The 18,634-nt window shown below is 41.0% G+C and carries 16 protein-coding genes; 7 read left to right on the forward strand and 9 right to left on the reverse strand.

Annotated elements, in window-relative coordinates; translation table 11 throughout:
- Nucleotides 1-756: 756 nt before the first annotated feature.
- Nucleotides 757-1,146 carry a universal stress protein gene (locus R7O12_RS02950; protein WP_053349900.1) on the forward strand — a complete coding sequence of 130 codons (390 nt, stop codon included), beginning with the start codon at nucleotides 757-759 and terminating at the stop codon, nucleotides 1,144-1,146.
- A gap of 90 nt (nucleotides 1,147-1,236) precedes the next feature.
- Here R7O12_RS02950 and R7O12_RS02955 read toward each other — a convergent pair whose 3' ends face one another.
- Together R7O12_RS02955 and R7O12_RS02960 are read right to left on the reverse strand one after the other, a co-directional pair.
- Entirely contained in the window at nucleotides 1,237-1,449 is a 213-nt protein-coding gene (locus tag R7O12_RS02955; protein ID WP_318125608.1) for a hypothetical protein, read from the reverse strand.
- Between the two features lie 295 nt (nucleotides 1,450-1,744).
- The gene (locus R7O12_RS02960) at nucleotides 1,745-2,584 is read right to left on the reverse strand and encodes a LysR family transcriptional regulator (protein ID WP_318103865.1); all 840 of its coding nucleotides are present in this window, start codon (nucleotides 2,582-2,584) and stop codon (nucleotides 1,745-1,747) included.
- A 679-nt stretch (nucleotides 2,585-3,263) separates the two neighbouring features.
- On the opposite strand from R7O12_RS02960, the gene R7O12_RS02965 reads away from it, so the two are divergent.
- The gene (locus tag R7O12_RS02965; RefSeq protein ID WP_318103866.1) at nucleotides 3,264-3,503 is read left to right on the forward strand and encodes a hypothetical protein; all 240 of its coding nucleotides are present in this window, start codon (nucleotides 3,264-3,266) and stop codon (nucleotides 3,501-3,503) included.
- Between the two features lie 314 nt (nucleotides 3,504-3,817).
- On the opposite strand, the gene yciH is transcribed toward R7O12_RS02965, so the two are convergent.
- The 4 genes from yciH to R7O12_RS02985 all read right to left on the reverse strand — a co-directional run bounded on the left by yciH (nucleotide 3,818) and on the right by R7O12_RS02985 (nucleotide 6,354).
- Complete coding sequence (yciH, locus tag R7O12_RS02970) at nucleotides 3,818-4,129, reverse strand: stress response translation initiation inhibitor YciH (protein WP_005376292.1); 312 nt, start codon at nucleotides 4,127-4,129, stop codon at nucleotides 3,818-3,820.
- A gap of 1 nt (nucleotide 4,130) precedes the next feature.
- Nucleotides 4,131-4,517 carry a DUF3319 domain-containing protein gene (locus R7O12_RS02975; protein ID WP_005376294.1) on the reverse strand — a complete coding sequence of 129 codons (387 nt, stop codon included), beginning with the start codon at nucleotides 4,515-4,517 and terminating at the stop codon, nucleotides 4,131-4,133.
- 128 nt (nucleotides 4,518-4,645) lie between these two features.
- Complete coding sequence (locus tag R7O12_RS02980; RefSeq protein WP_033907069.1) at nucleotides 4,646-5,635, reverse strand: D-alanine--D-alanine ligase; 990 nt, start codon at nucleotides 5,633-5,635, stop codon at nucleotides 4,646-4,648.
- A gap of 137 nt (nucleotides 5,636-5,772) precedes the next feature.
- Nucleotides 5,773-6,354, reverse strand: coding sequence for an SPOR domain-containing protein (locus R7O12_RS02985; RefSeq protein WP_318125609.1), 582 nt, complete (start codon nucleotides 6,352-6,354; stop codon nucleotides 5,773-5,775).
- 236 nt (nucleotides 6,355-6,590) lie between these two features.
- On the opposite strand from R7O12_RS02985, the gene R7O12_RS02990 reads away from it, so the two are divergent.
- A complete protein-coding gene (locus R7O12_RS02990; RefSeq protein WP_065275287.1) occupies nucleotides 6,591-9,224 on the forward strand; it encodes a bifunctional acetate--CoA ligase family protein/GNAT family N-acetyltransferase in 2,634 nt (877 codons plus the stop codon).
- A 77-nt stretch (nucleotides 9,225-9,301) separates the two neighbouring features.
- Here the strand turns inward: R7O12_RS02990 and R7O12_RS02995 are convergent, their stop codons facing one another.
- Nucleotides 9,302-10,189 carry a LysR family transcriptional regulator gene (locus R7O12_RS02995; RefSeq protein WP_017634152.1) on the reverse strand — a complete coding sequence of 296 codons (888 nt, stop codon included), beginning with the start codon at nucleotides 10,187-10,189 and terminating at the stop codon, nucleotides 9,302-9,304.
- Nucleotides 10,190-10,420: 231 nt separating this feature from the next.
- On the opposite strand from R7O12_RS02995, the gene R7O12_RS03000 reads away from it, so the two are divergent.
- Nucleotides 10,421-12,559, forward strand: coding sequence for a TonB-dependent hemoglobin/transferrin/lactoferrin family receptor (locus R7O12_RS03000; RefSeq protein ID WP_176311554.1), 2,139 nt, complete (start codon nucleotides 10,421-10,423; stop codon nucleotides 12,557-12,559).
- A gap of 335 nt (nucleotides 12,560-12,894) precedes the next feature.
- Here R7O12_RS03000 and galE read toward each other — a convergent pair whose 3' ends face one another.
- Nucleotides 12,895-13,911 carry a UDP-glucose 4-epimerase GalE gene (galE, locus tag R7O12_RS03005; RefSeq protein ID WP_318103868.1) on the reverse strand — a complete coding sequence of 339 codons (1,017 nt, stop codon included), beginning with the start codon at nucleotides 13,909-13,911 and terminating at the stop codon, nucleotides 12,895-12,897.
- Nucleotides 13,912-13,965: 54 nt separating this feature from the next.
- The gene (locus R7O12_RS03010) at nucleotides 13,966-15,924 is read right to left on the reverse strand and encodes a diguanylate cyclase domain-containing protein (protein WP_318125610.1); all 1,959 of its coding nucleotides are present in this window, start codon (nucleotides 15,922-15,924) and stop codon (nucleotides 13,966-13,968) included.
- Between the two features lie 319 nt (nucleotides 15,925-16,243).
- Between R7O12_RS03010 and R7O12_RS03015 the strand changes: the two genes are divergently transcribed.
- The 3 genes from R7O12_RS03015 to R7O12_RS03025 are packed head-to-tail and all read left to right on the forward strand — an operon-like array spanning nucleotide 16,244 to nucleotide 18,614.
- Complete coding sequence (locus tag R7O12_RS03015; RefSeq protein WP_053307689.1) at nucleotides 16,244-16,999, forward strand: 5-oxoprolinase subunit PxpA; 756 nt, start codon at nucleotides 16,244-16,246, stop codon at nucleotides 16,997-16,999.
- Entirely contained in the window at nucleotides 16,999-17,682 is a 684-nt protein-coding gene (locus tag R7O12_RS03020) for a 5-oxoprolinase subunit B family protein (RefSeq protein ID WP_005376314.1), read from the forward strand. The genes R7O12_RS03015 and R7O12_RS03020 overlap by 1 nt, the downstream gene beginning before the upstream one ends.
- Nucleotides 17,679-18,614 (forward strand): biotin-dependent carboxyltransferase family protein, encoded by a 936-nt coding sequence (locus R7O12_RS03025; RefSeq protein ID WP_005376316.1) that lies wholly within the window; start codon nucleotides 17,679-17,681, stop codon nucleotides 18,612-18,614. The genes R7O12_RS03020 and R7O12_RS03025 overlap by 4 nt, the downstream gene beginning before the upstream one ends.
- Nucleotides 18,615-18,634: the final 20 nt, after the last annotated feature.

The following is an 18,634-nucleotide window of genomic DNA, read 5'->3' on the forward strand; positions in this document are numbered from 1 at the left end:
CTTGTTCAATTGCCTTTAAGACTAAATAGCGAGTTAGTAAAATTTTACCTAATCGTGTTAACCTTAGTTTTCGTAGCACAGGTAATTAGGCATCTTTTAAAGAACTCATAAATTAAACTCCATATTATCAATTATTTACCTCGGACTTTTAATCTGCCAACTATATTGGTCTTGATTGATCTTGTAATTTAATTACAAAGCGCGAAAGGACTTCGTTCTCAGGCAGAGGATTATGCTGAAAAAATAAAAAAGATACACCGTAACTTATAGTGGTAATTAAACTAGAGTTATTAAATAAGCGATATAAGAACAGTAAGCACTCGCAGACATATGTGATAGATGAATCGAAGTTCATCTTATTGAGCTGCTTTTTTTAGCCGAAATACGTCTCCTGGATTTGAGCGGAGCGTTACATATTGAGCATGCTTAATCTAAAGTAGTTTTACTAAACTAGGCGACGTTGAAGTGGGTAATATGAAACCTCAAGAGTAGTAGAAATCAAGAGCAGTAACGTGTGTTACAACGTAATGTTTCCTGGCATCCTTCCTGTTAAATAGTCTGTCCGATAATTAGAGAAGAAATTGGAAAAACATCGTTGATCTTTGGATGAGAGGAAGCAACAAGGTTGCAATGAAAACTATTTGCCTGTTTTACACTAAACTCCTTTAACTATCATGTAGCAGTAGTTTTGATATTGTGTTCGCTCTATGTGGACTAGACTTAATATGAGAACAAAAACTAACCAAGGGAGGAGTGATGGGTTACAAGCACGTTTTGGTTGCTGTCGACTTATCTAAATCTAGCCAAGCCGTTATCGAAAAAGCAATAATGCAAGCAGATAACTCAAGCAGCAAACTCTCATTTGTTTACGTAGATGTTGATCGGATAGTCATGGAAGCGAAGGAAGAGCAAGAATTGGAAAGAAGGCTGCAAGAGCTCGCTGATAAATGCTTATACCCAGTAAACGAGACCATGGTAGTAATCGGCGATCTTCATATAAAACTATCGGGAATCGTCAAAAAAGAGGGGATAGATTTAGTTGTCTGTGGCCATCATCACAACTTATTGAGTCGCTTTTTTTCATCGATACCAAAGGTTGTGAACGAGGTTGAAGCTGATTTATTAATCGTCTATTTAGATGAGTGATCGACAACTCTTGTTCGCACTCATCATTTTTTGTCACTAAAAAGCCGAACATAAACGTTCGGCTTGGTATATCGGTGAGAATAAAAGTTTTTAGCCAGGAATGATTGATACCTCATGAGATAAAACAGATGCAGACTCCGCGTTTGACTTCAGATCAAAATGTACGTTAACTTGCACGCCTTCTCGCTCAAAAGTGACATCATCAAAATCGGTCATAGCGATTTTGAATCCATTTCTAGCAAAAAAGCCAGTCACCATAGTTCGCTGCTTAATTTCTAATGCAGACGCGAGTAGCTTATCCATGGCATTCTCCTTGGTTATTGTGGGGATATGGGTAGAAGATACACATAGATTGGTATGAAATCAATTTTATATAAAGTTGCTTTTGATGAAAATTTTAATGTAAGTCAATCTATCGTTTACCCCACGTGATTTATTCCACGCAAAACCTTGATAACAAGACGGCAGAGCATCTCACATTGTGATAGCAAGCATAAAGATGGGGGGTTAATAAATACCGCTGAAACAATATGTTACAAAGATTAGCGTTAGGCCTAGTTGAGTAGACAACGCAAAATTCTAAATCTGAACAACCGCCCTAAAATGACTCACTCTTCAATACTTGTGATAACTCAGACCTAATAAAAGTAGATATCTCGGCTAGCTTTCTTGGCAAAGGGTTTTGATAAGGGTAGGCAATATACATGGAACGTTCTATATCAAAAGTTTGCGATATTCGGATGTTTTTGTCTATATAGTTACTTTTAACAAGATAGTTTGGAATGACACCAACCCCAACTCCCTCAGAAACAAAGTTTATTAAAATAGAGGTGTTATCAACTTCGATAACATCAGTATATTGACTTTTAATTGATTCCTTATTCGAATGATGTTTGTAGATTAATAGTGTTTTGTGGTTGGCATTACTTACCCTAGATATCAAAATATCACTATAATCACCAATTTTATGTGCAATAAGAGTGTCATCAATAACATTATTAAGCCTAATCGCTAAATCTACATTGCTTTCTAATAAATTTTCTACATTGTTACTTGATGATATTTCAAAATCAACTTTTGGATATCGTTCTTGTAAGTCTTTAAGAACAGAACCAAAAATAGAAGAGGCTATAGAGTTGGGCATTGTGATTTTAAACTTTCCATCAATGCATTCACTCAACGAGCTAGCTCTGTAATTTAACTCGTGCAAACTCTCTAACGTCTTGATAGCAAGCTCTCTAATGCTTTCGCCATGATCAGTTAAAACGAGTTTCCTTGTTGTCCTGTGGACGAGTGTTACACCAAGTTGTTTTTCTAATGCTGCTAGCTGCCTGCTCACTTGAGCTTTAGACTTTCCAAGTTCTTTTGATGCCTCTGTAAGAGAGAGGTGTTTACAAATGGCTGCAAAGCAGATCAACTCATTGTTCATCAATTCCATGATTGTTACCTTTTTGCAACTCTGAGTCACGTTGTCTTTTAACTGGTGGGAAAGTATAACTTGCTTCATCGGAGGGGGACAATGATATTTAAAAGCTGCCATGAAATAAAGGCTGGCTACTATCTTAATAAAACCATATTGGATATTAAGTTAAACCGATATCCTGAAGAAATTAACTCAATCGGATTAAATATAGAAATTAAAGATTTAAAAATAAAAAATTTTCTCGTGAAATTACTAAGTTGGATTCGGGTGACTTAATTCTTGATTGTGCATCATTGATAATGACTCATTCCATATCGAAAAAAGTAATAATAAAAGTTGAAATTGAATCTTTAAATTATAAAGTTAAACGTGTGAGGATATTTAAATATGAAGACTGCAATACAAAATTCGAAAAGATCTGTTTATCAGAAAGATACATTGTATAGAATAATAAATAATATTAATACTTTGTATACCAAATCACTAGTAAAATTATTTGGTGAAGAGTTGAGAATCCATCATTGCAAACATAAGATTAATGTAAGAACCACTAACGAGTTGAGTGAACATATGAAGAAAGATCTAGGTATAGATTGAAAAGTAGAGAGTTTACATCTGTTAGATTCCTTGTTCCTATAAAAGTAATGTAGTACTTACACGTTTGGGTTAAGCAAATGCGTGTCCATGTTGACTCATGTTGAATGAGCAAGATGCAGAACCAACGTGTACAGTGTTAAACGTAACCCAAGATACAATGAAGGAACTTAATCAGCCACACGGTTTTAAAGTTGATGACTGGTTATTATCAAGTTGTCGCTGTGGTGAAATCGAAGTTCACGGTCCATACAAGACAGCTGATGAGGCTTGCAAAGCAGCAACAGCCAAATACGGTGTAACTAAACTGACTTCACCAATGCTAAATAAAGCAGAATAGCTTCAGTGTTTCCATCCATACTCAAATAGTCGAGCAAATCTGCAAAATCGATTCTTCTAACCTTTAAGTTCGCATTATGTATATTATGTTAAATTGCATATCGCCGTACGCTAAATGTTGTCTGAGTATGCTCCTATTCCCCTGCAGATTTTAAATTTAAGGGCCTTACTGTGAGCATTAAACATAATGGTTATTTACCATAAAATAGCTAATATCGATCTATCAATCTACGATTGCTTGCTCTTCAATTAGCAACTTATAAAAAATGGCGTCTATTTCTTTAGACGCCATTTTTGTTTACTGGAAATATTAAATTAGCCACCGGCTAATTTAACTGTCATGCCTTTCTTTTCAAGATGTGCCTTGATCTTGTCTCTAGCATCACCTTGAATCTCGATATTGCCATCTTTTACAGAGCCACCACAGCCACAGACTTTTTTGAGTTCTGCCGCTAATAACTTTAAAGGTGCATCATCCAAGTCTAAACCTGTAACAATGCATACGCCTTTACCTTTACGGCCTTTCGTTTGGCGCTGAATCCGAACAACACCATCGCCTTTAGGGCGAGATACTTTTTCTTCTTCCGGTTTAATTCGACCGGTTTCTGTTGAATATACCAGAGTCATTCTATTGTTTCTTTTGTTGTTGAGCTTGCATCGCTTTTTGCTTTGCAACCAAATAAGCTTCGATATGGCGTTGAATAGCGGCTTTACTGCCCTTAATCAGTTTACCATTAAACATACAGTACCAAGAGTTAGGTTGGCCTGTATCGTTTTGAATAGTATAGCCGTTAAAGACCTCTGATTTTGCAACACCAGTTTGCTGCACTCTTTGTCCGAGTGAAGCAAACTCTTTGGGATCAATAATCGATGCGGTGTCACACCACCAATCAATGCTTTTCTTTACCGCCGTCAAACTGCCCTGTAAAACGTGGTTCTTGATTTTAACCTTCCAAACACTGCCATCTGATCCGACTGACTGCAGGTTAAAACCTCTATAATTTGAAATCGCCATACCACTGAGTCATCTGTTTAATGCGTTGATATAATCATAATTGCTACTGAGCAATATTCAAATACGGCTTGAATAATCCTTGCTCTAGAAAACAACTTGTATCATAAAACGCGTCTCGATAACGTTAATCACTTTGCACTGTTTATACAATCTTCCAAGAACTCATGAAATTTGTGCCCGTTGTTTTGAAGCATTTTAGGGAACATTGAGATCGGAGTCATTCCTGGAAATGTGTTTACTTCGTTTAAGTAAATCTCATCATCTTCCGTTAGGAAAAAGTCGATACGAGATAAATGACGAAGATTCATTTGTTTAAACACCGTCTCTGACGCGTGTTGGATGGAATCTAATTGTATTTGAGTTAGATTCTTCGCCTCAACTTCTGTGAGCGAGTGACTTGAACTGCTGTACTTTTCATCGTACGAGTAAAAAGCACCATCAGGCGCGATGACCTCGCCTGGCTTAGTGATATGTAGTTGGCCATTCATCTCATATGCAGCAACTTCAAGTTCTCGAGGTTTTACTGCTTTCTCAACCAACACTTGGTCAGAAAACCCAAAAGCATCATTTACTGCATTAGAAAGCTTGTCTTTTTCTGTGACACTGTAACAGCCAACGGAAGAACCTTGGCGAGCGGCTTTAACAAAAACTTTTCCCCACTTTTCAAAGGCTTTATGAGCTTGAACGTGAGCTTCTTCATCGTTTCGCGTTAAGAATAAGTATGGCGTATTGGGTATGCCAATAGCGTCGTACCAAAGCTTAGATGTGATTTTATTGAAACTATTGCTACTCGCTTCTGGCCCGCAGCCAAGATAAGGAATACCTGCGATTTCAAACAGAGATTGAATGTCGCCTGTTTCGCCAGGAAAACCATGTATACAAGGCACGATGAAATCAATGGTTTGATTAGATTCACTTGAGCACAACTGCTTGGTATTGAGATCCAAGTAAACCAACTCACCTTGGTTGGTCATCCAACCTTCGTTTTTAATTTCTACGCGTGTAACGTGAACGTCTTCAATAAGATTTAGTTGTTGTTCGACAAAGTTTGCAGACAATAATGAAATCTCGTGCTCAGAAGAGCCACCGCCGCATAGTAAAAGAATATTTTTAATCATGAATCCATCTTTCCGTGACCTACAAAAGATACTATTTATTATGATAAACCTTTGAAGTGTGACGTACAGTAATTTTAATGTGAGGAATGTTGTTCGAATAGGATTTGAGCAAATAAATAAGGGAGCTATTCGCTCCCTTATTTGATGTGCGAATTTAATTTGTTAAGCGTTGGGTAAGCTGAGTTTTTGATTGCATCAATGCTTTTAACAAATGGTCTTAACTGCTGAAATTGCGCTGGCAAAGTCGAAATCGCTTGCTTGGCTTCTGCGCTTGTTGCGTAGTCTCCGTATAAAACTGAGAACCACTTAGTACCGTTTACAACTTTGTAGTTTTCCCAAATTGGCTGACCGTTCTGTGGCAGCTTATTTGCAAACTGATCGACTTTAGCTTGGCTACCCACAGCTGCGACTTGAATGGTATAGCCGAATCGTTGAATGCCAGCTTGCTTTTTACTTGGTGGTACGATCTTAACTGGCTTCGCCTGCTCTTTTGGCGTTAGCTTGACTACTTTCTTTTCTTCAGGCTTTGCCGTCATTTTCACAACAGTTGGTTGTACGTCTTTTTCTACTACAGCGTTTTCAGACGCCATAATTGGTTTAGAGATACGATCTGATTTGTAGTCCTCTCGGTAACTTTCTGAGGTCACATCCGTGATGTAAGTTTCAGATGCACAAGCAGAAAGCAGAACTGACAAGCCGATGATTGCGATTTTTTTCATGAAGTAACAAATGCTCTGGATAAATATTACGATAAATCATGCCGATAGCAGGGCCGTTTATCAAGCATCAAATACAATAATCTGTGATTTTGATGTGATGAATAACACAAACTCCATAAGCATCGTACACATTTTCTGCAATGTCTGGTCTGAAGATGTTTTATCAATAAATTATTCGTTTATGATTGATATGAAACCGAGAAGCCAACGTGACTTACAAACGGCCAGGAGTCAGCATGAATAAACTACATAAACTCTTTAAACCCAACTCTGTGGCCGTTATTGGGGCATCTCAAAAAGCATTGCGAGCAGGACATGTTGTGATGCGCAACCTTCTACAAAGTGGATTTGGTGGCGCGATTATGCCAGTAACGCCGCGATATAAAGCCGTATCTGGCGTGATCGCTTACCCTGATGTAGCTTCCCTGCCCTATACGCCAGATATTGCAATTTTGTGTACGAACGTTTCACGTAACGAGCAATTGCTTAAAGAGCTAGATGAGAGAGGCACACCGTTTGCGATTGTTATCTCTGATGACCCTAATCCTTTAGATATCTCATCATTGAACATTCGAGTCTTAGGCCCAAACAGCTTAGGTATCATCCTTCCTTGGCACAATTTTAACTGCACGTTTTCCCCTGTTGCAGCTAAACCCGGAAAAATTGCTTTCATCTCACAATCCGCGGCGGTTTGTACCACGGTTTTAGACTGGGCAAATGATAAGAACATTGGTTTTTCTTCGTTCATTTCGATTGGGCGCGGACAAGATATCGATTTTGCAGATTTGCTCGACTATTTGAGTATGGATGGAAACACTGAAGCTATTCTGCTTTATGTTGATAATATCCAAGACGCTCGCCGATTTATGTCTGCTGCGCGCGCCGCTTCACGTAACCGACGTATATTGGTGCTAAAAGCGGGCCGCTCTAAAGAGATGAATACTTTTGAGCAGCAAGACGGAGATACACTTGACGTAATTTACGATTCTGCTATTCGCAGAACTGGTATGTTACGAGTCAGCAATACGCATGAGCTTTTTGCCGCGGTAGAAACACTCACGCATTCTGTGCCACTTCGTGGAGAGCGTTTAGCGATCATCACCAATGGCGGCGGCCCTGCTGTTATGTCCGTTGATACTTTGATTGAACGTGGTGGCCAACTCGCAACGCTTGATGACGCTTCCATTGAGCAATTACAAGCAGTACTTCCATCCAACTGGCGTGCTCGAAATCCAATTGATCTGTCTGGTGACGCAACCCAAAAACGCTATATTGATACCATTAACGCACTGATGAATAACGACTGTGCAGATGCGATATTGATTATGCATAGTCCTTCTGCTGTTTCTGATCCTCTTGAAACTGCTCAAGTCGTTATTAATGCCATCAAATCTCACCCTCGGCATAAGCATTTTAATATCTTGACCAACTGGTCAGGAGAACAAACGTCGAGAGAAGCGCGACTGGCCTTTACTCAAGCAGGCATTCCAACCTATAGAACACCTGAAAGTGCGGTTGTAGCATACATGCACTTGGTCGAATACAGACGAAACCAGAAACAACTAATGGAAACGCCAACGACGGCAGAGCCATTACATTCAGGAAGTGTGAGTTCAGCAAAAGAATGGGTAAACGAACGACTACTGGATAAAAACACAGTCACCTTAGATACGCATCAAACTAGCCCATTATTTAAGCTGTTCGGGTTTAACGTTTTGCCGACGTGGATTGCATCTGACGACATTGAAGCCGTTCATATGGCAGAAAATATTGGATATCCTGTTGCGGTTAAATTGCGTTCTCCAGACATTCCTCATAAATCTGATGTTCACGGTGTCGCTCTAAATTTAAGAAACAGTCGAGAAGTTTCCAACGCAGCGCTATCCATTTTAGATACCGTAAAGCTCAGCTACCCTTCCGCCAATGTACATGGGCTGTTGGTACAAGGGATGGCAAAGCTCGGCAGCGCTGAAGAGCTACGGATTAGTATTGCAGTAGATAAAGTCTTTGGACCAGTGATCTTGCTTGGTCAAGGCGGCTCTGAGTGGAATATCGCCCAAGATGCCGTCGCTGCACTTCCTCCTTTGAACATGACGCTTGCGCGCTACCTTGTCGTTGTTGCCCTAAAGTCTGGAAAGATTCGCCTGCAGAAACACAAAGATGCGCTCGATATTACTGAGTTGTCGAAGTTCTTGGTTCGTATCTCCCAAATGGCAGTTGAGTTACCAGAAATACAAAGGCTGGATATCCATCCAGTGCTGGTGTCCGGAAGCGATTTAACTATCCTTGATGCAGATGTCACACTGTGTAAATACGAAGGAGACGCCCAAAAACGGCTAGCGATTCGCCCTTTCCCGGCAGAGTTTGTCGAAACTGTAACGCTTCGAGATGGCCAACCTATCCTGCTTCGCCCTATCTTGCCTGAGGATGAACCGCTGCATGCTCAATTCATTAATAGCGTATCGAAAGAAGATCTCTATAAACGTTTCTTTTCTGAAGTTGGAGAGTTCAACCATGAGGCTTTGGCAAACTTTACTCAAATCGACTACGACCGCGAAATGGCGTTTGTTGCGGTAGCGTTTAATACTGACGGACCGTCTATCATAGGGGTAGCCCGCGCATTGATTACACCAGACAATAGTGACGCTGAGTTTGCTATTTTGGTTCGTTCAGATTTGAAAGGAAAAGGTTTAGGCAAAGTGCTGATGCAGAAAATAATCAGCTATTGCAAAGTTAAAGGCACAAAGCAAATGTCTGGAATGACCATGCCAACAAATAGAGGAATGTTGATGTTGGCTCAGAACTTGGGGTTTGAGATCGATGTCCAGTTTGCAGACGGTACGGCAGATATGGTGCTCCCTTTAAATTGAAAAGCTCAGCATTAGCGATGACTTTTACTTCTTACATTCGATAATCAATGGGAATTTAAGAAGTAAAAGTTACGTTGTTACTTTAGTTTCCAATTCTTTTTTAGGTACTGAATACACCAGGATTTTGCTTCACCCATAGTGTTCCGGCGCCATGCCAAAATAATATCCATCGGCTGTTCTTCAGTGCCTTCGATTCGTTTCAATACACCACTATCAATAAGAGGTTGCGCAATTTGGCTTGGTAATGTACCAATACCTAAACCTGCAGTGAGCGCTTCTACTTTTGCCGTAAAGTTGGTGACGGTCAAGCGAGGCTGTTTTTGAATGATATTAATTGAGAGCGCTGGTTGCTCACGTGCGGTATCTGCAATAGCAATAATCCGATACTTTTCTCGCGCTGCTTCATCAAACTTACCACTACGCTTGTGAACATAGTGATCAGCGGAAGCTACCCAATACATACTCATTTTACCAATTTTTTCTGACTTAACTTCTTGAGGAAGCGTATCCAGTGATGGGCAAATCAGTAAATCAGCTCTCCCCGTATTCAACGACTCCCAGCTACCAGCCAGAATCTCCTCTTGCAGCCTGACTCGAGTTGAGCTGACCTCGGCCAGCGCATCAACCATCGGGAAAAAATTGGATATAGGAATAATGCCATCAAAGGCAATGGTAATATCCAGTTCCCAACCATTCGCCAATAACGTTGCATCGTTCACTAACTTTTCACTGGCTTGTAAAATGGCTCTTCCTCTTTCAAGAATAAGCTTACCTGCTTCAGTAAAATGGGCTTTGTGACCAGAGCGATCGAAGATAATAATGTCTAAATCTTGCTCGAGTTTCTGGATTTGATAGCTCAGCGATGACGGGGCTCTGTCTAACTCATTCGCAGCAGCAGCAAAACTCCCTCTTCGATCAATAGCATCTAGAATATGGAGTGCTTCTAACGTAATTGGACTCTGCACACGGCCTCTCTTAATGTGATATCCATCACATTCGTTGTATTTGGATGAACTTATCAAGAACTAACGACAAATAATATAACACATTGATAACTAAAGACTAGGAATGCTCATAGCCAAAGAAGAAGATTCAATACAAACCAATAAATGACAATGGTAATGATAGTAATTACCATTTAGATCCATTAATATCCGCGTGTTGTTACCTATTATGGATCTAAGGTATTGAAGCCAATGTATAAAAAATCAATTTTGTCAGCCTCCATTTTAGTTGCCCTTTCCCATACTGCTTATGCGGAAGAAGCTTCTAAGTTTGAAGAAGTCGTTGTGTCGGCCACCCGTACCAACCAAACCATAAACACTGTTGCTGCTTCTGTTGCTGTTGTATCAGAGAAAGACATCGAAGAAAACATGGTAAAGGACTTGAATGATCTATTCGAGTATACGCCAGGTGTTACTGTTAATGGCACTCAACGCCAAGGCGTCCAAAGTATTAACATTCGCGGGATGGAAGGTAAACGAGTTAAAATCTTAGTAGACGGTGCATCTCAACCAGGTGTATTCAGCGGTGGACCATATTCGTTTATCAATTCTAGTGCCGTTACTGTCGACCCCGATATGCTAAAGAGTGTCGAAATTGTTAAAGGAGCAGCTTCTAGCCTCCATGGTAGTGATGCAATTGGCGGTGTTGTCGCATTCGAAACAAAAGATCCGAAGGATTTCCTCAAAGATGGTAAAGACTTTGGTGGTCAAGCTAAACTCTCTTATTCATCGGAAGATAACTCTTTTAGTGAGCATGTAGCTTTAGCAAAGCGTTTCGGTAATACAGAAGCACTTATAGCCTTTACACGCCGTGATGGTGCAGAGCTACAAAATTTCTCTAAGGCGCCTTACGATAACTATTCTGTGGACAACCAAGATTATTACAAAAACGATCTATTGGTAAAACTTCAATCTCAATTGAATGACGCTCATCGCTTGGAGTTCTTGGGAGAAGTTATTTACAACGAGACTGACTCAGAGATCGCACATAAAAGTTACAAAAACTTCAACGCTGAAGACACAACCAAGCAAAATCGCATTGGGCTCAAGCACATTTGGTTTGCAGATGCAGCTATCTCGGATACGATCACGTCCAAGCTTACATGGATTGCTAAAGAAGAAAACGGCGTCTCTAATCGCTTTATCGAAGCCAGCCCTGGTTACCCACCTTACGTACCGCCTAGTGGTGACAACCAACAGAAAAAAGATTACGAATATACTGAAGACAAATTTGAATTCGAAACTCAGTTAGATAAAGAGATTCAAAATCACTATATTGTTTACGGAATATCGTACAAACATAGTGACATCAGTAATACCAATCGCGAGTTTAATTCCGATCCTGGCACGCCAGATACTGTTTACGTTTACACACCGGATGCAAAAGAAGAAAGCTTAGGTTTATTCTTGCAAGATGAAATTTCGCTTCTTAATGACAAGCTAATTCTGACTCCAGGTGTGCGTTACGATTACTTCTCTACTAATCCTTCAAATACTTCTGAAGAGTCATTCGAGAAGTTTAGCGACTCTGCATTAACTGGTCGTTTAGGAGCGACTTACTCTGTATCGCAACCTGGCACGATCTTCGCGCAAGTGAGCCAAGGGTTCCGAGCGCCATCGTTCGACGAGCTTTACTACACTTACGATAATCCGGCTCATGGCTATACCAACCGCCCTAACCCAAATTTGGGATCTGAAAAGAGTTTGTCTTATGAACTTGGTTACCGTCATAACACTGCAGCGTCTGCAACTGAAGTAGCGTTCTACTACAGTGATTACAGTGACTTTATTGAGCAAACGTCATCAAACAATGGTGGTTTAACTGAATTCACAAATATCAATATTAGTGAAGCAAACATTAAAGGGGTTGAGCTCTCTAACCGTCTTGATTGGCATGCCATTGCTGGTCTTCCATCAGGCGTGACAACTCGCTTTGTTGCAGCATACACAGAAGGTGAAGATGGTGATGGTAATCCTTTGAACAGTGTAAACCCATGGAATGCCGTAGCTGCTGTAAATTACGATTCACCAAATGCACTTTGGGGGACAAGCCTAAAAGTAAACTACACGGCTAAGAAATCGAACAGTGATATCAACTCTGATGGTGATAAAGGCGGAATCAAAGACCAAGTTGCTTTGCCGTCTGCGACAGTCGTTGACTTAACGGCGTACTACAAACCAATGAAAGATATAACCATTCGTGCTGGTGTTATGAATCTAACGAATGAAGAATACCATCTTTGGAACGATGTTCGCGGTAAGACTGAGTTAAGTCGAGACAAAACGCAAGCTGAGCGTAATTATAACATTAGTGTTAAATACGAGTTCTAAACCTTAAAAACACAAAAGCCAGCGTAATGCTGGCTTTTTTTATGGCTTTCATTTCAAAAATGTAAAGAAAAGTATGAAAAATGAAAGTTTACTGTTTTGCCATCTCTTTTTTCACCATTACTGCTGCTGCAATGATGAAAGTGATGATCAGACCGAGTTCCATGAACTACCCCAATAGCTATGAGAAAATTTATAACCCAAATTAAGAGTCGGGCATAGTTTAACAGCTCTATATATACTTGCTACCTTTTAACCAGTAATTTACGATTTTTTCCGATTTGGATCAAAAAAGACGCAATCACGCGCCTTTTTGTTACTATTATGTAAATTAAAGATTAGGCATCTGGATAACCTTGAGGGTTAGTAGACTGCCAGCGCCATGTATCGCCAGTCATTTCTTCTAGAGAGCGAGTTGCTTTCCAACCTAACTCATTCATCGCTTTTGATGGATCCGCCCAACACTCTGCAATATCACCTGGACGACGCTCAACAAGTTGGTATGGGACATCTTTACCACTTGCGGCTTCAAATGCTTTCACCATGTCCAGTACACTGTAGCCGTTACCAGTACCGAGGTTATAGATATGAAGGCCAGCTTTGCTACCTACTTTTTCTAATGCAGCAACGTGACCATCGGATAAGTCCATTACATGAATATAATCACGTACGCCTGTGCCATCTTTGGTCGGATAATCACTACCAAACACAGAAAGGAACTCTCTGCGCCCTACCGCAACTTGAGAAACAAACGGCATTAAGTTGTTTGGAATACCTTGAGGATCTTCACCTAGCTCGCCTGTTGGATGTGAACCTACCGGGTTAAAGTAACGAAGAAGTGTAATGCTCCAGTCAGGGTTCGCATTTTGGAAGTCGGTTAAACACTCTTCTACCATTAATTTGCTGCGCCCATATGGGTTAGTTGCGCTAGTTGGAAAGTCCTCTGTGATGGGTACAGATGCAGGATCACCATATACAGTCGCTGATGAACTAAATACCAACGATTTAACTCCGGCTTCACGCATTGCATCAACCAATACTAAAGTGCCATTAACGTTGTTGTCGTAATACTCTAAAGGTTTTGCTACAGACTCACCGACGGCCTTTAAACCTGCAAAATGGATAACAGCTTCAATATTGTGCGACTTTAGTGCTTCTACCATCGCCAATTTATCTCTGATATCGGCTTTAATGAAGGTTGGCTTTACACCACATACCTTTTCAATTCGATCTAATACCGTAGATTTACTGTTGTACAGGTTGTCTAGAATCACTGGCGTCATGCCAGCTTCGATCATTTGAATACACGTATGACTACCGATATAGCCCATACCACCCGTAACGAGTACTTTCATTTTATTATTCCTTCTGACGCGAATTGAGTTAGTTTAAAGCTTTGACGTTACGATTTAAACTGTCTCTTGTAATTCGCATCCCATTAATATTGCTTGGCCTTTCCCGGCTTTCTTTGCTTGATACATTGCCGTATCCGCACTTTTTAAAACTCGAGTAGCATCGCGCTCATTTACGCCGACTAATTTTACGCCGATACTAACGCCAACTTTGAGTAAGTGACCTTTGTACTCAATTGGAGCACATATGCTCTCGAGCAACTGTTCTGCTATTCGGGTGACCACTTTTTGATTGGCGGGATTAACCAACATGACAAATTCATCACCAGAAAGTCTTGCGATTAAATCACTATGTCTCGTCGCAGATGTTAGACGCTCGGAAACTTTTTTCAAAACTTCATCACCTGCATCATGACCGTAGGTATCGTTAACTTCTTTAAATCCATCCAGATCGAGGTACAAAACTGCAAATTCGTCACGCAAGTATCCAGAGCGTTGTACTAGTTGTTCCAACTCTAAATGGAACTTAGATCGATTGGCTAACCCCGTTAAAGCATCGTGATGAGCTAAATGCTCCAATCGTTCCATCTCTTTTGCGCCGGAAAGGTCGGTAAGAACAATAACCAGATCATAGAAACCATAGTCTTCACACTTAACGATACGATTGACTCGAGCAAACATCGGTACAAACTGACCAATATGGTTCTTCTCGATAACTTCACCTTGCCAAACGCCATAATTTTCTATCGACTCGATGATACTAGGCATCATTTCCTGTAACTTGCGCCACTTTAGCGTTTGGATGAATGACTTCCCAATAAGCTGATCCACCTCTAAGCCGACTAACTTAGTGACGGCAGGGTTTGCCATCGTAATGACACCGCGATGATTAAGAACAATGAGACCATCTTGGCTGCTTTCAAAAACGCGTCCCGCAACACGTTGCCGGTTTATGGCTTCTTCAATTTCGGTGATATCTTGAATCGAAAACAGTAAGTATTCATGTGTCGAGAGGCGACGACTGGTTAGGCTCAACTGCTGTTCGTTATCTGCATTTTTGAGGTGAATATCATCGCACTCTAGGCCTCGACTCAGGATCTGACTCAGCTCATTCGGTGTTTTGGTTTTAATTAGATCACGAATATTGGCATATTTAAGTTCATCTAATTTTTTTTGAAATATTTGCTGGGTCGCCGTATTACAATGAATAACACGTCCGGAATTGTCTGTAATAACTAATGCATGCTGAACAGATTCGATAACCTCTTCTGAAAATGCGCGCTTTTGTTCTAGTGTGTCTAGCGAATGTTGCCGCTGCTTCTCACGTACTGTTAACCTATTCATCATTTGATTGAAAGAGCTCGCGAGGTCTCCAATTTCATCCTTGGCGTAATAGCGAGCTTGATTTTCCGTGTTTCGTCCGTGTGTCACATTCTCTATTACGCGGGTGAGTTCCATCACGGGCCTGAGAACAAGCCTCTCGATACTTATGTAAAAAACAGTGCCACCAGCGATCAGAAACAGAAGAAGTAAAGCGCCATCTCGAAGTAAAGATTGTATGGCTTCTACAATTGGGCGATGAGAAAGCGTAACTCTCATGCTACCAATGACATAGCCATCATGGATAATCGGCTCTAGAACATAAAGAAATTTGGTTGATAAGGCATAGCCTAGAGCGTGCAACCTACTTCTTTCGGTTTGACTTGGAACGGGTGCCAGTGCCCCACTTATCTCCATAACAGCGAATGGTTGGTCATCTTGGTCATAAAGTTTGACCCGCGTTACATTTGGCTGGTTTAAAAAGTTGGCGAGAATAGTTTGAGCTTTTTGCTTGTCCTTTGTCGTCAGCGCATCTTTAATTGAGAAAGAAACGTTGTTAATCAACTTTCTTGTCTGCTCGACCAGTTCATGCTTAGACGATTGGTATACAGTATACGAGGTGTAACCTTTTGAGATAACAAAGATAGCCGTTAAAAAGACCAGAAGAGGCCAAATAAGCTTCGCTCGTAATGACATATATATTCCTGTCGCAGACAACCACAAAAATGACAGAAGAACCATTATGCAATCTATCACCCATGAAGGGCGACAAGATTAACACGATGCTAATGCAAAATAACCTTAAATTCTCAAAAATTGGATGGAAAAGAAACGAAATACCTTAAAATTCGGATCAACTCAAATAACGGCAACATCTTTATGGACTAACGTGATCTTTTTCGTCACCTATCTGCTCAAAAAGCCTCGTTTTCATGATAGAAGAATGAAGTGAGTCACTGAACCTAGATGCATTTTCCTGCATCGTAAACCCATTGCTTGTGTAGAAATAAAACGTATGACATTGAATAAACAGCAACTTACATTGAACTGTGATATGGGCGAGAGCTTTGGCTCTTGGAGTATGGGCGCAGATGAAGAAGTGATGCCCCATGTTGATATGGCGAACATCGCGTGTGGTTTTCATGCCTCCGACCCTAATGTCATGCACGACACTATCACCCTAGCGAATGACAACGATGTTGATATTGGCGCACACCCAGGTTACGCCGACCTACAAGGCTTTGGCAGACGAAGCATAAGCATGACGGGTGATGAAATTACGAACATGGTTATATATCAGGTTGGTGCTTTACAAGCATTATGCCGGGCGCAATACACAGACATCAGTTACATAAAGCCTCATGGTGCTCTATACAACGACATGATGAAAAGTGATGCGATATTTAGAGCGGTAGTAAAGGCGGCAGCACTGTTCAAAGTACCGTTAATGATCCTAGCTTCACAGGAAAACGAAAAATACTTAGAAATCGCAGACGATTATGATGTTCCCTTGCTATTTGAAGCATTTGCAGATCGTTTATACCAAGATGACGGCTTACTGACTCCTAGAACACAGCCCAATGCCGTGTTAAAAAGCGAGCACGCGATACTTGAGCAAGTCCGGACCTTAGCTGACTCTGGGCGTGTCAAAACCGCTTCAGGCGGTTACATATTATTGGAAGCCGACACAATTTGTGTTCATGGTGACAATGAAGAGTCGATCGCGCTGATCCAAAAGATCCGCCAAAGCCTATACGCTGGAGGAAATTAATGCATAAAGAGAAATTTAATATCTCTTTGATCTCCGAGTGCAGTATTTTCATTAAGTTTGATGAGAGTATTTCTGAAAATGCAGTCGGAGAGCTTGCTCGCAGCATAAGAGAAACTTTCGCTTCAATTGTTATGAACGTTGTCCCCTCCTATCAAACTATTCTCATTGATTACTTACCTTTTCGAATCAACGAAAAGAACTTAGCCAATGAGCTGCAACAAATCGTGAGCCAGTTTGATACTCAATCACTTAAGCTTTCCCAGCCGAATCACATTACTATCCCTGTATATTACTCTGAAGAAACCGCGTTAGATCTATCTCGTTTTAAAAAGCGAGGTCTGTCATTAGACGATCTTATTACCCTGCATACGAAAACCGAGTACGCGGTTTCTGCAATTGGCTTTGCTCCAGGCTTTGCATTTCTCTCGGACGTTGATACTCAATTGCACATGGCAAGGCTTGCCACACCAAGAACTCAAGTGCCGGCCGGAAGTGTAGGAATCGCAGACTCTAAAACGGCCGTCTATCCATCAGATAGTCCTGGCGGATGGAACATTATTGGTAAAAGCCCGCTTGCGCTCTTCTCCGACTCTCCTCCTTTTATACCGTTTGAAGTGGGTGACAAGGTCACCTTTAATGCTATTTCAAAACAAGAGTTTATCGATTTAGGAGGCGTACTATGAGTTACGGTGGATTACTGGTGGAAAAGCCAGGACCGCTCTCTTTAGTTCAAGACTTTGGTCGTTTTGGCTTAGCGCATGTCGGTGTGACTCAAGGTGGCCCGGTCGACGACTATGCTTACAGTTGGGCCAACCATTTGCTTGGTAACGTAGTCAATTGCGTTGCGATTGAAATTACTCTGGGTAACGCTTGTTTTATTGCATTGCATAACTGCCACCTTGCTATATGTGGCGGTGACTTAAATGCGAAAATAGATGGTGAACCTATTTCAAATTGGTCTGACTTTACGTTGAAAAAAGGACAGAAGCTTCAGTTCGGAGTCGCAAGGAATGGACTTCGCTCCTACCTAGCGGTTAAAGGTGGATTCAATGTTGCTCAGCACTTAGGAAGCGCATCGACCGTCTTGCGAGAATCTCTAGGTGGTTATGATTCAAATGGTGGCGCTTTGAAAGCTGGTGATATTCTTCCCTTTGTCCCTCATAACTTACCGAAACGTAAACCAAGGCAAATGACGTTTCGCTTTAAGCCAGATTACAACTTACCCATTAAGCTGAGAGTGATTGAAGGCTATCAGAACGAGGACTTTGATGAAGACGCTCGCCAAGCATTTTATAACAAAGCATTCATCATCTCCCCAAATTCGAATCGCATGGGCTACCGTCTTGAGGGCAATAACATTCGTCCACCTTACGAAGGCGTCCTATCAGAGGGAATTGCATTAGGTTCAATTCAAGTACCTAGCGATGGTAACCCTATTGTGCTGCTCAACGATCACCAGACTATTGGCGGGTATCCTAAATTTGGCTGCGTAGCTCGTATTGACTTACCTAGACTGGCACAGGCGAAACCCGGACAAAAAGTCAATTTTGTGAAAGGAGATAGACTAGGCTTGCAAGAAGTATGGTGCCAATGGGCTCAGTTTTTTGGGTATTAATACAACCACTGAGCCCAAAC

The sequence above is a fragment of the Vibrio sp. Vb1574 genome (assembly GCF_033338675.1).

Bases quoted from the DNA above. Each gene is read 5' to 3' on its own strand.
- R7O12_RS03020 (WP_005376314.1), top strand. From the start codon at position 16,999: ATGCATAAAGAGAAATTTAATATCTCTTTGATCTCCGAGTGCAGTATT.
- R7O12_RS02960 (WP_318103865.1), bottom strand. From the start codon at position 2,584: ATGGAATTGATGAACAATGAGTTGATCTGCTTTGCAGCCATTTGTAAA.
- galE (WP_318103868.1), bottom strand. From the start codon at position 13,911: ATGAAAGTACTCGTTACGGGTGGTATGGGCTATATCGGTAGTCATACG.
- R7O12_RS03015 (WP_053307689.1), top strand. From the start codon at position 16,244: ATGACATTGAATAAACAGCAACTTACATTGAACTGTGATATGGGCGAG.
- R7O12_RS02975 (WP_005376294.1), bottom strand. From the start codon at position 4,517: ATGGCGATTTCAAATTATAGAGGTTTTAACCTGCAGTCAGTCGGATCA.
- R7O12_RS03010 (WP_318125610.1), bottom strand. From the start codon at position 15,924: ATGTCATTACGAGCGAAGCTTATTTGGCCTCTTCTGGTCTTTTTAACG.
- R7O12_RS02980 (WP_033907069.1), bottom strand. From the start codon at position 5,635: ATGATTAAAAATATTCTTTTACTATGCGGCGGTGGCTCTTCTGAGCAC.
- yciH (WP_005376292.1), bottom strand. From the start codon at position 4,129: ATGACTCTGGTATATTCAACAGAAACCGGTCGAATTAAACCGGAAGAA.
- R7O12_RS03025 (WP_005376316.1), top strand. From the start codon at position 17,679: ATGAGTTACGGTGGATTACTGGTGGAAAAGCCAGGACCGCTCTCTTTA.
- R7O12_RS02985 (WP_318125609.1), bottom strand. From the start codon at position 6,354: ATGAAAAAAATCGCAATCATCGGCTTGTCAGTTCTGCTTTCTGCTTGT.
- R7O12_RS02955 (WP_318125608.1), bottom strand. From the start codon at position 1,449: ATGGATAAGCTACTCGCGTCTGCATTAGAAATTAAGCAGCGAACTATG.
- R7O12_RS03000 (WP_176311554.1), top strand. From the start codon at position 10,421: ATGTATAAAAAATCAATTTTGTCAGCCTCCATTTTAGTTGCCCTTTCC.
- R7O12_RS02990 (WP_065275287.1), top strand. From the start codon at position 6,591: ATGAATAAACTACATAAACTCTTTAAACCCAACTCTGTGGCCGTTATT.
- R7O12_RS02965 (WP_318103866.1), top strand. From the start codon at position 3,264: ATGTTGAATGAGCAAGATGCAGAACCAACGTGTACAGTGTTAAACGTA.
- R7O12_RS02950 (WP_053349900.1), top strand. From the start codon at position 757: ATGGGTTACAAGCACGTTTTGGTTGCTGTCGACTTATCTAAATCTAGC.